The organism is Parachlamydiales bacterium (assembly GCA_041671045.1).
Classification (GTDB): domain Bacteria; phylum Chlamydiota; class Chlamydiia; order Chlamydiales; family JABDDJ01; genus JABDDJ01.
The window spans coordinates 1-13,285 of sequence record JBAZCF010000001.1 but is presented as its reverse complement, the minus strand read 5'-3'; the positions used below and the strand labels follow the sequence as shown (position 1 = coordinate 13,285).

The following is a 13,285-nucleotide window of genomic DNA, read 5'->3' as shown; positions in this document are numbered from 1 at the left end:
ATGAATCGCAAAGAAAAAATCGCTGAATTTATCAATGAAGGTTACACCATTAGCGTTACTGGCCGCCATGTCTTGGTGACAGACGCAATGAAAGATTACATTATCGATAAACTTTCAAAAATGGAGCGCTATTCCTCGAGAATATTAGAAGTTGTCGTCACAATGGATATCCAAAAGTTGGATCATCGTGTAGATATCACGGCTAAAGTCAATCATTTGTCTATTCGCAGCAGCGCAATCTCTGATGACATGTATGTCTCGATTGATCAAGCTGTAGACAAACTAGAAAAACAATTCCTTAAGTATAAAGATAAACTGCAGGATCATCAACACCGTGCTCTAAGCTATGTTGATATGAATGTGAATGTATTACAGCCTCTGCGCGATGGAGATATCTTTGAAATCAACGAAGAGATTGAAAATGAAAATAAGCGCCATATGGAAGAGAAATATAAGCCTCACCGTATTGTAGCACAGGAAAGCCGCCCTCTGAAAACATTAAGTTACGACGAGGCCGTCGTCAAAATGGAACTATCAGGCGACTCTTTCCTCCTATTCCGCTGCGTTGAGGACAATCAAATCAAAGTCATTTATCGCCGCTCAGACAATAATTACGGAATACAAGAACCTGAGAATGTTCACGCCAAACAAACCGGATAAAATCCTTTGTTCCGTCCGATCCATTTGGGTAACCGCAACTCCTGAGGAAAAGCTCAGACAGGCTATACTAAAGTATATGCTCGATAAAGGCGGTTATCCGAAGGGTAATACAGCAGTCGAGGTCCTTATCGGCCAGGAAAATAATGCCCGTAGGGCAGATATTGTTGTCTATGCCAAGTCTTTAGAGAAAGGGTTATCACCCTATCTTATCGTTGAATGTAAAGCTGTAAAACTCAATGCGCAAATGATCCAACAGGTAGGAGGCTACAACCACTACTTTGAGGCCCCCTTTATTGCTTTGGCTAATCAGGAGGAAAGCTATTGGGGATGGATGGATGCAAAAACAAAATCCTACCGTTTGCAATGGGGGTTTCCTTCTTACAAGGACTTGGCATCGTGGAAACCTGAGCTTGGAGCTTGAGAAGGCTCCCCCCTTATTGGCGGATTCACTTATCCATCTAAGCAAACAAAGCCGTCTTTAACTGAAATTCGAATTTTCTTGGCATTCTCTCCAGGCATATTGATACAGCTGCCACTTTTGATGTCAAACTGCCAGCCATGCCAAGGGCAAACAACTGTGCATCCGTCCATTTCACCTTCACCTAATGGACCGCCCATATGAGGGCAGACGTTCTCTATAGCGTAGAACTCTCCATCGCAATTAAAAATGACGATTTCTCTGCCGTCCTCCAAACTAGCTATAGTCTTTTTCCCTGGAGCTATATCTTCGCAGCGCGCAATTTTTCTTCCCATTCGCAAACCTTTTTAAAAACCATGATCTCCCCCTACAACACCTTCAGAGGGACGTGAAAAATAATAGGTTGTAGTGTACGGGTTTGTACTGACAGCCGTCAACCATCCAGGCAGATTTCCCATAAAATTTTTCAGTTCATCATCTTCATCTATCCGGATGACCATAGATCCATGTGGAGGAAGGTGGTATATGCGCTCTATCACTTCCGTATCAGCTTCACGGTAAAAGCGCACAACAATCTCAGCCTCGCTTTTATAATGAATCTGAGGGCAGGAATTCATGATCCAAACTTCCGGATTAGGCTGGTCGGACAAAATAGGCGCCCATTTGAAAGAGTGTTTCTTATCTATCCAAGAAGGATTGAAAGGCTGCAAGTTGGTGCAGATATTACAAGGCAGGCTTTTAGGCGATGCGCCAATATCCAATGCAAGTTTGATGCGTGCGGGTAGGTTCGTCCCTTCGTCAGGACGTGCAATAAGGCGGGCTCCTAAAGGAAATTCATTCTCCAATCCTAGCCTGCGGACATGGGCTGCCGCATCAATGTTTTCAAAGGAGGAGGAGGGCGAAGTGATGTGTAGAGCTTTAGGAACTGTTGCCACACGCTCCCCGTCTTTATTGTATATTTCCAGGTCTACGCTAAAACTGCTGGGAGAGTAAATAGGATAGAAATAGTATTTTGTTTGCGCATTCCCTTGTGCGCATAGCGGGAGCATCAAAGCGGCAGTATACCATTCATCATTAACAGCATACCAATAGTCTGAAGATGTATTTGCACGTGTGCAGTCATAGTATGTGTGCGTGATCGCCATTGCGGGCGGATTCAGTTGCCGGTTACCGACAAGCAGGCGGGGAAATACCCATCTCACATCAAAGGCAATCCTTAGTGTTCCCACACGTTGATTAAGGAATTTATCCAGAGGTAAAACTTCATTGAGGTGTATTGTCTTAGCTTGGTAGGGCGCTAAATCCCCTAAATTGATATGTTCCTTCAGCACATGCCCTGCGTGGTTAAAACATTCCACATGAAGATGGCTATTAGGACATTTTTCAGGACCATTAAGCAAAGTAACAAAGGGCTGAATATTATCTGTCGAATAAACATTAAATCCCGCTTCAGGAACCTTCGTCTCACTGTTGGCCTGCATATCTTCATAGTTATTGTAAACGCGCTGAGCTGTGTGCACACAAGTGGAAAAATCCTCGCCGTAGTAATTGACCAGCAGCGCGGGAAAAGGAAAAACTAAGTTCTGCAAAGAGAAAAATTCGACTTCCACTGTGCCTTCAAATTCGCTGTCAACATGCCTTCCGGCTTTTTGCAAAAGTTCAGTAAGCTCTATGCGGTAACCTTTAGCCTCTTTAATGGTAGTAACAAAACGTACTAGAACGTTACCTTGGGAATCCCGCAGTGTTGTAACTTGAGTCAGCTCTGTGATGTTACGTTTAACGAACCAATACCCCATAAATAGAATGCGCGAGCTAATTCCCTGATACTGAAACACAGGAAAAAGTGAAGATGCGCGAAGAATAGGCTTTGCGGCAACGATTGTTTCAGTAGGAGCGGTATTCATAAGGTGGGCGTAATAACTTCGCATTCAGGCCTCTTTTTCTTACTTTTTTGCTTATTATATAAATGAAGGATAAAATAATTATTATAAATGTCTTTCATTTTTGCGGAGGTTTTCATGAATCAAGAAGAGCGACCACCCTTCAATCCTTACGGCGACCAACCGCATCCTTTTGAAAAAGTCTACTCTCTCATAGAAGAATTGCTCAATAAAATCGAAGAAAATAAGACAAAGCCATTAACTGAAGTTCCGGAATGGATTTTTGAGGAGTTAGACCGTGTTCAGAAAGAAGTCCAACGATTTTCAGATATCGCCGAAAAAACCAGCCCTATTACCGATTTGGATGTGAACCAATTTAGAAAGTTGATGAGGAAACTGCCCTTGGAAGATCGTACTATAGAACTTGAACTGGTAGAGAAAGCTCAGAAACTTAAACTTCGCACACAATTAGTCCAAAGGGACTTACATCTTGCAGCTCAAGCTGAAATCCCCAAAAATATTAACGCTGACATTAATGCTTCAGACAAATCTCCGATGTCTCTTTTGAATAAGGAAGAAAGTACAAAAGAAGAGAAGAAAGAAGACGCTAAAAACCTTCAAGAATATAAGAAAAAATTCGGTCGTGTAGGCGGTAAGAAAAATTGGCGTCCTCTATGAGTTCCGGCCTTTTTGAAAGGAATAGGGAGATTTGGAAAAGCCTGCTCCCTTCTGCTGATAAATATATTCCCAAACTCGAAGCTTCTTCACCGCTAACCGAATATTCTTCTGCAGAAATTCAAAACATGAATTCTTCTTTGCAAGCATCTCATCATCAATGCTTCCTTATCTATGGAATCGGAGAGGGCGCCCTCTATAAACTCCTTAGACCTTGGCTTGAAAGCAACCCTAGCCGCACTGTCATTTTTGTAGAGGACAGCCCCCACTCCCTAGGCTCTTTTTTAAATACTGAGCTGGCAACTCAATTTTTACATGATAAACAGGTTTTTCTTCTTTTTGGAAATACGGAAGATGAAATGGGGCATTTTATCCACCTAATTTCACTTTCCAACTCCAAATATAACTTTCACTTCGCGGCAATGCCCAAAAAAAATCAGGCGATGGCGTCCAGTCTTCAAGCATTGGCACGCTTCATTTGGCTGCGGTCTCAGGAACATGCCCGGGAATATAAAGCAGCCTCTAAAGCCTTTACGAATAATTTCTATCATAATCTCTATCTCCTGCCGGAATCAAAAGACTACTCAAATTTTTTAAACGCTTTCAAAGGAGTTCCTGCTATTATTGCAGGTGCAGGTCCCTCCTTATCGCGCAATCGACACCTATTGAATGGCGTTAAAGATAACGCGTTGCTCATCGGAGGAGGAACCTCTATCAATGCCTTGAATAGCGGAAATGTGCAACCTCATTTGGGCGTGGGCATAGACCCCAATCCCTCTTTTTACAATCGCATTCTTTCCTCCACTGCATGGGAAGTCCCCTTCATCTACTATTACCGTATGTACCATCAGGCCATTTCCCTAGTCCATGGCGAAAAAATCTTCATGAATTTTGCTCCGGGTATTACCATCCCCTACTGGTTTCATGAACAGCTAGGAATCCACTTTGCTTCCACCACAGATAAAGAGATGCTTAACGTCATTAATGTCGCGACGTTTATAGCCCTTCAACTCGGGTGCAATCCCATTATTTTTGTGGGAATAGATCTAGCATATACAAGCGACTCCTCCTACGCTAAAGGATTGCAAAGTGTAGCATCGCAGGTTTCCGCTACCTCCTTTACAACCAAAACAGAAGATGAAGAGATTATTGTCCGTAAAGATATCTATGGTCAGCCCATTAAAACACTCTGGAAATGGACCTTAGAATCGCTATGGTATAGCAAGTTAAAAGCAGACTACCCCGATACCACGTTTATCAATTGCACTGAAGGGGGATTGGGTTTTCATGGCATACCTAATCAAAGCCTACAGGAGACTCTTTCAGCTTACTGTAAAGAAAACTTCGCGCCTGATGAGAAATTGCAATCGTTGCTTAAAAACACCAAAAGGTGCACCAACGCAACTACTCAAGAACTTTCCAACTTACTATTGCAATTTGATGCCAGCTTGGAAAACTGCCAGAAGGCCCTCGAAGGAGCCCTAACCCTAAATAAAAACGATGGCGCCTGGGAAAAATTACCACTCAGCTGCGGTCAAGAAATCAGCGAGGAGCCCGCATATCGCCACCTTATTCAAACCTTTGACGACTATCTTCAACTGCAGCTCCAGCTCCCCTTTCTACGCCTAGAGACATTAAGGGCTGAGATAGGTGAAAGCGTATATTTCAAGGAAAAGATTGCACTTCAGGAGAATCGCTTAAAACAGATTCTAGATGCTATCCATTCGAACCGGAAAATGATCTCGAATGCGATTGCCTCTCCCCATTTACCTCCCTTGAATATACCTCAGGATGGTTATGAAAAGAAAATCTTTGATGGAACAGTTTTAAGAACCTATTACCCTGACGGTACTCCAAAATCCATTATCCCCTACCTAAATGGATTCTTCGATGGTGAAATTCTACTGTATTATCATGATGGCTCTTTGAGCCGAAAACTCCATTATCAAAAAGGGAAAAAGCACGGAAACGAAGAAGTGTGGAATAGGGGCGGACAACTTGTACTCCAAGCGGAATATCGGGAAGATACCCCAATTGGAATAGCCCGTGAATGGCATTTTAATGGTGTACTGGCCAGGGAATGCCGATATAATGAAAATGGAGAAGTATTGTCCGCCCAAAATTGGGATAAAAATGGTAAGTCTATTACTAAAAACTCTAATCAGCAAAAAGATTATAAGCAGCAGCTCCTTTCCCAAGTTATTCTCTTAGAAAATGCCTTAAAGGGAATCCTCATACAACTTCGGCATATCCCTGCTTACCAACAAGAGTTCGGAACCCACACCCAGGCCTTTCTTCAGCGCACCCTGAAGTTACGGAATACATTGACAGCATCTGCAGAGACATCTAAAGATACGGGAGAATCCTTAGAAAACACTTCTGCAAAATCTCAGGCTATCGAAAATGAAATCCATTTAATCTCCCAAGCTATCAGTGCGGTGATAACAAAAATGCAACAACAATTGAGCAAATAGACTTATGAATGCACAACAGACGATAGAAAAATTCATTCAAAAAGTTTTAATGCAGTTTTTTCCAGAAAATGCTTTAAAAGCTATTATTAAGCCTTTTTATAATACAGCCGACTTCGGTGATGGGGGCTTTGGAAGTCCTTTCAATTACCATATTTTTGACCAGAATAATACACTCCTGTTTGTTGCAAAATCTGAAGTCATTGACCAACAGCAGTTTGAATATGCACATCTACTGCATCCCTCCAGTTCTTTATTAAAAAAGCTTCCCCTGGAACACTCAAAACTTATTCTTCCGTTTTACTCTGAAGCACATGAAGCCGACAATGCCTATTACCAATGCGTCGCCATCGAGGCCGCAAAAGGCCAAAGTATTACGCGATACATTTCTGCCTTAGCAAAGAAGAAAATCAGCTTGTTCTCAGTTCTTGAGATAACAAAAGAAGTGGGAACTGCCCTTTCTGAATTAAACGCCTTGCTTCTTTACCAGTCACATAAGCTAGAAAGTATTCAAGAAGAAGAGGAAAATAAAATTGCCGGCATTTTTGCACTCTATATAGAAGAACATCCAGAATGGTTTCCGTTTACACTAGAAGAATTCAAAGCCGGTTTTGCCCATCATCTCATCCAGGCATACAAACAACCTTTTTCCCTTGGAGTAGTTCACGGTGATAGCAACATCAGTAATATTTACTATCAAGAAGGGAGTCCATCCATACAGTTTATTGATAGCTTGAGTGTTTTCCAGTCTATTTCCCCTCAAGGGAAACCCATAGGAAATATTGCACATGAATTCTCACGTACACTCTGTTCTTTTCAGCTCATGGGCTTTTACTATGGTTTGGCAGAAGATGAAATATCCCAGATAAAAGAGAGCTTTATTCAAAATTACACTGTGAGCATTCCAACAAAGCAAATCCATTTTTATTCATTGCTCTTTTGGATGGCCTATACAATTATTTGTTATAAAGTCAGCCTTACACGAGCAACCCTACTTATTCCCCTTACAAAATTACGTACTTATATCCTTGATCAAGCAAAAATTCTATTAATCCCCTAATTACATTCTAATCTCTAGGCGGATGCAACAGAATGTGAAAAATATTCTCATTGGTTGTATTCTGAAATTTAACTTACCTTTCCAATCTCATGCATAACGAAAAACTTTTCCATAAGAACCTCCAGCTTTGGGCTTCTACACATCCTAAAGAAGCATTCCTTCTCCCTTACAGAGAAGATCCAGATCTCCAATTTTGCCAAACAGGAAATGAGCAAGAGAATCTAGTGCGTATAACCGATGGGAAAAGCTGGTATTATCATTCCCCAGAAGATGCAGTAGCTGAAGCTGAAAAATGGAAAGATCAACTTCGTCTCGAAAAGAAAAATATCGTTTATATTTTCGGAATTGGCTTGGGATACTATTACAACGCCCTTAAACCCTGGCTTAAAAAAGATCGCACCCGCTCTGTAGTCTTCTTTGAAAATGATCTCGCTGTTGTCAAAAGCTTCCTACAAACCCAAATAGCAAGCAAATTCTTAAAAGATCCCCAAGCAGCTTTATATTACTTTGAAGACCTAGAAAAAGATTCGGAAACATTCGATGCCATGTATTGGAACTATATCCATACCCAAATGGAAGTCTCAGCACTAGCCCTTTATGAAACAACACAAAAGCTACTGACGGAAGAACTGCATCATAAGATCATCTATGATGCCTCCATAAAAAATGCATTAGTCGAAGAATATCTGCGGTTCGGAGCCAATTTTTTCAAGAACTTCTACGCCAATGAGCTATACTTTGCGGACTCCTACCTAGGGAATAAATTGTTCGGCAAAATGCCTGACATTCCGGCTATCATTTGCGGTGCAGGGCCTTCACTCAATAAAGCTTTACCTCTTCTTAAAAATCTTAGGGAAAATGCCGTTATCTTCGCCGGGGGGTCTGCCCTGAATGCCCTAAGCAATGAGCAAATTCTCCCCCATTTCGGTGGTGGTATCGATCCCAACCCTACTCAACTTGACAGGTTGTCCACCAGCAGCGGATTCGAAGTTCCCTTCTTCTACCGCAACCGCATATTGCATCAAGCCTTTCGGAAAATTCACGGCCCGCACTTGTATATTACCGGCGCCGGAGGTTACGACGTTGCCGATTGGTTTGAAGAACAGCTGCAGATACCGCATGACGAGTACATTGATGAAGGCCACAATATCGTTAATTTCTGCCTTCAAATTGCCAGTAGATTAGGTTGCAATCCCATCATCTTTGTAGGGATGGACCTAGGGTACTCAGGAATGCAAACTTATGCTTCAGGTATAGAATCCAAAGTTTCCATCACAAAAGAAGAACTCACAAGCACGGGTGATTTTGATAAAGACGCCATCTTGCGCACAGACATTAACGGAGAGCCGCTTTACACCCTGTGGAAATGGATTGCAGAATCCAACTGGATTGGGGCGTTTGCCAAAGACAATCCTGGGATCACTCTCATAAATAGTTCAGAAGCTGGACTAGGCTTTCCTGGCGTTCCAAACATCCCCCTCAAAGAAGTTTCAGAACAGCACCTTAACCGCCAGTACGACATCAACAACCGCATTCACGCCGAAATCCAAGGCAGCTCTATGCCGGATGTTACTGAGGAAAGAGTGGATGGGCTTGTCAAACAAATGTATGAAAGCGTTAAACGATGCATCGATCAGTTCAACATCCTCATCAATGAAACTAAAGTTATCCAAGAGCGTATCGAACGCGAGCAAAAAGAACCCGCCATCTTACAAACAGGCCGTGCAGCATTGGCAGAAACAGAACTCAATGATGAAATAGCTTATCAATACATTATCGATCTATTTAATAATGTTTATGCCCGTGTATTAAACATAGAGATGCGCCGTATACGCTTAAGCAGGCTTAGTCCATTGAAAAAATCACTCGCACGGGTCGCACTAAATTTAAAAAGACTATATTTTCTAAAAGATGTCGCACGTGTGAATGCCGGTGTCATCGAACTCGCATGGCGAGCCAAAGAGCTGGGGGATATGCCCACTCCCGAGCTGCTTCAGAAATTAGGATTAACACTCGCCTCTGTTGAGGAAAACTCATGAACCTACCACGGTATAGCTTTGAAAATAACCAATATACCATTGAAGACAAAGATATTGGCCTAAATCATCAAGAAAAATGGCATCCATTAACTATTCCCAAAGATAAAACGCGAGGCAAACATCCGTCTTCTGACCATTATTTTGAAATATTCACACAAGGGCCTACCCCCTACGCTTACGGATGGATTAAAAATAAAAACCTCGATGGCGAATATCTTCAAGTCTATGCAGATGGTAAACCCAAAGGCCGCCAATATTACAAGTCCGGCAAGCTGCACGGCCCCTCACGCTTCTATACTGCTTCAGGACATGTCATTAGCGATGCTTGGTACATAGAAGGACTTCAAGAAGGCCGCTGTAATTGGTATTATGAAAGCCAAAGAATCTATAGCCGGCAAGTCTATTCCAAAGGGCAGTGGCATGGAATACAATACTTTTATTTCCAAGATGGCGTATTAAAAAGCGAGCTTACATATAAGCAAGGAAAGCTTCACGGAATCACAAAACTCTTTTATCCTAACGGTGAAGTAGAACGTTATTATGAATATGAGGACGGTAAGCTCTTAAAAATGGAAACCTTCCCTCTTCTCAAAGAAAGCTGAAACTACCAGCGGTGCAGCTCTGAAAAAGTCACACACCGCCGGAAATGATGAAAATAGGTTTTTATTAACGCTAAAGACATTTAATTCATTCTAACAATGATACTCTTCTTACGTCCAAAGTCAATTTCTCTGGCTAAGATGTTATACGTCGCACTTGATAAATTAATAGTTTTGAAAAGACTTTTCTTCTCAGAAGAACAATCTATTTTAAGCAGGGTATCGGTGCTACTAGCTACCACACCACACATGGCAGAGCTATTACCCATATTTAAAAGGATCTTCTCACCTATCCTAAAAGGTTCTAATGGGTTGATGCGAGGTGCAAGTAATCCATGTAAATCAATCTCCTCTCCCTTCGTTAAATATTCAATTTTTCTTTCCAGGGCATGAGGCGAAATGACCGACTGGCTGTAATTAAATTCCCTTGATAGGATGAGATGCCGCACCATTGCAAAATCAACGATTTTTGGGAGCATACTCGCATCACGCGAACAATTTATTTTAAGTGAAGAATCTGTATCCGCAACAATTCCGCAAACAGCTGAATTATTACCTGTATTTAACAATACTTTTTCTCCTATCCTAAACGGAGTAAAGGGATTCACAAGCGGCACACTTCCACAATGTAAAACAACCACATCTCCAGGGGCTAATTTTTCCAATCGCTTCTCTAAAGCATCTTTAGCAGGAATTATCGTCTTATAAAACATATCGTAGAGGCCGTACAAGTCGACCTTTTCAAGCTTTAAAGGATTAAAGCCTATTCCTGATTCCTTATGGCCAAAGTTAAATTCTCTTGCTAGAATCAAATCCTGTACCCTCTCAAAATCAACGATCTTAATATTATTTTTTTTAGGACTTGAACAATCAATTCTGAGAGGGAACTTACCTTGGCTTGCTATTACCCCGCAAATAGCTACCCCCTCGTCAGCTTTTACCAGCACTTTTTCGCCTATTCTAAAAGAAATTAATGAGCTGGCTTGAAACATTATTCCACTACACAAAGCTAGCTCATCACCTGGTGAGAGTTCCTCAATTTTTCTTTCCAATATATTTCTAGAAGGCAATGTGCAAATGCACGATGCTAACAACTTTTCTATAGATAGTATGATCTTGACCACAAGAGTATCTACACATTCCATGTAAAGGTCATTTATACATTGGATTTTATTCTCAGCTAAAATTTGGTATACCTTGTAAACATAGTAAGTTTCTTTTGGTTCTTCTTTCCCAACCCAGGACGCTTTTCCTGTTTTGCAATTATATTTAACGCTAAAAGTAAGCTGCCCTTGGGTATTTTTTACTGTGTAATATTGATCTGTTGATTGAATAAGGCTTTTAATAGAGCTTAAGAAAAATCGGCCATCTATTTCTGTATCAAAGTTTAAAAATGAAGAAGAGGATATTATTGTCATTACTTTCCGAAATTTAATTAACAGGCGCTGACAGTATACTCTGAGAATTACTATTATGAAATTTATTTTTTTCATGCCCTTAAAACCATTTTAAAAGGCACATTATTTATTTCTTCCTAGGAGAAACACCTCTCCATACTAGACAAACATCTACCAAAAAACTACTATATCCTTCCTATTTTAAGGATACGCCATGCCTGTAGCAAAATGTGCAACTTTTACACTTTGGGGCCTTGAGGCTCTTCCCGTCACCGTTGAAGTTGACGTCACGCCTACAGAAAAACCGACCCTGGTTATCGTAGGCCTACCTGACTCTGCAGTAAAAGAATCTAAAGATCGTGTCTTGACTGCCCTTAAAAATTGCGGATATCCCCTCGGTGCTTACCACTGTACTGTCAATTTAGCTCCTGGGCATTTACGTAAGGAAGGCTCATGCTACGACCTTCCTATTGCCCTAGGCATCATCGCCGCTACGGGACAAATGCCTGTCTCCGTACTGGATAATTACTTTATTGCAGGAGAACTCAGCCTAAACGGTGATATCCGTTCCATTGCAGGAATTCTTCCCTTAGTACTGCTTGCGCAAAAGAAACAGGCAAAAGGTGTGCTAATTCCACACTCTAATAGCCATGAAGCAAGCGCCTCTTCCATTGATGTTTTTTCCTGCCATTCTTTAAAGGATGTCGTCGCCTTCCTTACTCTCAAAGGAACATTAACGAAAGTCCCTAAAGTGGAAAATTTTGCCGGAGATTCACTAAAACCCTTAGTAGATATGAATTCTATCAAAGGGCAAGAAACTGCAAAAAGAGCCCTCGAAATCGCCGCCGCCGGCGGACATAACATTTTATTCAATGGCCCTCCCGGATCAGGAAAAAGCATGCTTGCAAAAGCCCTTCCCGGCATTTTACCTCCATTATCATTATCTGAAGCATTGGAGGTAACACAAATCCATTCTGTGGCCAGGCTCCTAGAACAAAGCTCTAGCCTGCTTCGTCATCGTCCTTTTCGCTCGCCTCATCATACCACAAGTTATGCAGGCTTAGTCGGAGGCGGATCAAACCCTAAACCAGGGGAAATTTCTCTCGCCCATCACGGCGTGCTTTTTCTCGACGAATTGCCCGAGTTCAGTAGTTCTGTGCTTGAAGCTCTAAGACAACCTTTAGAAGATAAATCCGTCACCATTAGCCGCGCCAGACAACAAGTAACTTATCCCAGCCAGTTTATTTGCATTGCAGCGATGAACCCCTGCCCTTGTGGATATTATGGTCATCCTTCCAAAGCCTGCAAAGATTCTGAAGCTCAACGCCATCGCTATACCGGCAAAATCTCCGGCCCCCTACTGGATCGCTTTGATATCCACATCACTGTTCCACCTGTAAGTTATAAAGAAATGCATGAAAGTGCAGAAAATGAATCATCTGCTATAATTAGGAATAGAGTACAAAAAGCGCGTCTAAAACAACACTCCCGACAGGGGGAAAATAAAATCAACGCTACACTGACGCGCTCTGACCTGCATTTGTATTGCCCTCTAGATAACGAATGCCTTCAGGTCATAAAAATGGCGATGGAAGAACATGGAGTTTCTGCCAGAGCTGCTGATCGCATTTTACGTGTAGGACTTACTATTGCAGATCTTGCAGATGAGAATTTAAACGCATTACATCTTTTCGAAGCATTTAGTTATAAATGTTCTATTATTTAATAATAATACGGCAATATTTTCCGCTCCTAGGTATATGCAAAATATAGTTGTAAGAAACTAATAATTAGTATATTCTTAATTTAATAAACAAATTTAAATTATAAATTGGAGCCTTTATGGGTAAGTTATCCAGCCTACTACAGATTTTCAGAAGCGGTAATACTAATCCTCCCCCAGTAATCAATGAAAATACCGCTCCTCATACTTCCAATGTTCAAATACGTCCTACAAATCCGATTGCACCGAGTGCCGCAAATCCAATTACATCTGCTAAACCCCTTCCACCTGTACCGCAGCAAGCTGTCCGCACTAACACTCAAGCTACTACAGTATTAAACTCAGGAACACCTGCTCATGCAG

Annotated in this window: 12 protein-coding genes; 9 read left to right on the top strand and 3 right to left on the bottom strand. The window is 41.6% G+C overall.

All coding sequences use genetic code 11. The features are described from left to right. Together raiA and WC222_00055 are read left to right on the top strand one after the other, a co-directional pair. A complete protein-coding gene (gene raiA / locus WC222_00060) occupies positions 1 to 660 on the top strand; it encodes a ribosome-associated translation inhibitor RaiA (GenBank protein ID MFA6914769.1) in 660 nt (219 codons plus the stop codon). Next, positions 635 to 1,081 (top strand): type I restriction enzyme HsdR N-terminal domain-containing protein, encoded by a 447-nt coding sequence (locus tag WC222_00055; protein MFA6914768.1) that lies wholly within the window; start codon positions 635 to 637, stop codon positions 1,079 to 1,081. The genes raiA and WC222_00055 overlap by 26 nt, the downstream gene beginning before the upstream one ends. 29 nt (positions 1,082 to 1,110) lie before the next feature. On the opposite strand, the gene WC222_00050 is transcribed toward WC222_00055, so the two are convergent. Next, a complete protein-coding gene (locus tag WC222_00050; GenBank protein ID MFA6914767.1) occupies positions 1,111 to 1,413 on the bottom strand; it encodes a Rieske (2Fe-2S) protein in 303 nt (100 codons plus the stop codon). Positions 1,414 to 1,425: 12 nt separating this feature from the next. Next, a complete protein-coding gene (locus WC222_00045) occupies positions 1,426 to 3,006 on the bottom strand; it encodes a hypothetical protein (protein ID MFA6914766.1) in 1,581 nt (526 codons plus the stop codon). Positions 3,007 to 3,096: 90 nt separating this feature from the next. Between WC222_00045 and WC222_00040 the strand changes: the two genes are divergently transcribed. The 5 genes from WC222_00040 (at position 3,097) to WC222_00020 (ending at position 9,805) form a co-directional block, all read left to right on the top strand. Beyond that, the gene (locus tag WC222_00040; protein ID MFA6914765.1) at positions 3,097 to 3,636 is read left to right on the top strand and encodes a hypothetical protein; all 540 of its coding nucleotides are present in this window, start codon (positions 3,097 to 3,099) and stop codon (positions 3,634 to 3,636) included. After that, on the top strand, positions 3,633 to 6,107 hold the full coding sequence (locus WC222_00035) for a 6-hydroxymethylpterin diphosphokinase MptE-like protein (protein MFA6914764.1): 2,475 nt from the start codon (positions 3,633 to 3,635) through the stop codon (positions 6,105 to 6,107). The genes WC222_00040 and WC222_00035 overlap by 4 nt, the downstream gene beginning before the upstream one ends. Positions 6,108 to 6,111: 4 nt before the next feature. Continuing rightward, complete coding sequence (locus tag WC222_00030; GenBank protein ID MFA6914763.1) at positions 6,112 to 7,164, top strand: hypothetical protein; 1,053 nt, start codon at positions 6,112 to 6,114, stop codon at positions 7,162 to 7,164. Between the two features lie 89 nt (positions 7,165 to 7,253). After that, positions 7,254 to 9,203 (top strand): 6-hydroxymethylpterin diphosphokinase MptE-like protein, encoded by a 1,950-nt coding sequence (locus WC222_00025; GenBank protein MFA6914762.1) that lies wholly within the window; start codon positions 7,254 to 7,256, stop codon positions 9,201 to 9,203. Further along, entirely contained in the window at positions 9,200 to 9,805 is a 606-nt protein-coding gene (locus WC222_00020) for a hypothetical protein (GenBank protein MFA6914761.1), read from the top strand. Before WC222_00025 ends, WC222_00020 begins: the two co-directional genes overlap by 4 nt. Before the next feature lie 80 nt (positions 9,806 to 9,885). Here WC222_00020 and WC222_00015 read toward each other — a convergent pair whose 3' ends face one another. Next, positions 9,886 to 11,220 carry a hypothetical protein gene (locus tag WC222_00015; GenBank protein ID MFA6914760.1) on the bottom strand — a complete coding sequence of 445 codons (1,335 nt, stop codon included), beginning with the start codon at positions 11,218 to 11,220 and terminating at the stop codon, positions 9,886 to 9,888. A gap of 193 nt (positions 11,221 to 11,413) precedes the next feature. On the opposite strand from WC222_00015, the gene WC222_00010 reads away from it, so the two are divergent. Both WC222_00010 and WC222_00005 read left to right on the top strand, forming a co-directional pair. Further along, on the top strand, positions 11,414 to 12,925 hold the full coding sequence (locus tag WC222_00010; GenBank protein MFA6914759.1) for a YifB family Mg chelatase-like AAA ATPase: 1,512 nt from the start codon (positions 11,414 to 11,416) through the stop codon (positions 12,923 to 12,925). 116 nt (positions 12,926 to 13,041) lie between these two features. After that, positions 13,042 to 13,285, top strand: a 244-nt coding sequence (locus WC222_00005) for a hypothetical protein (protein MFA6914758.1), incomplete at its 3' end; no start/stop codon positions are given.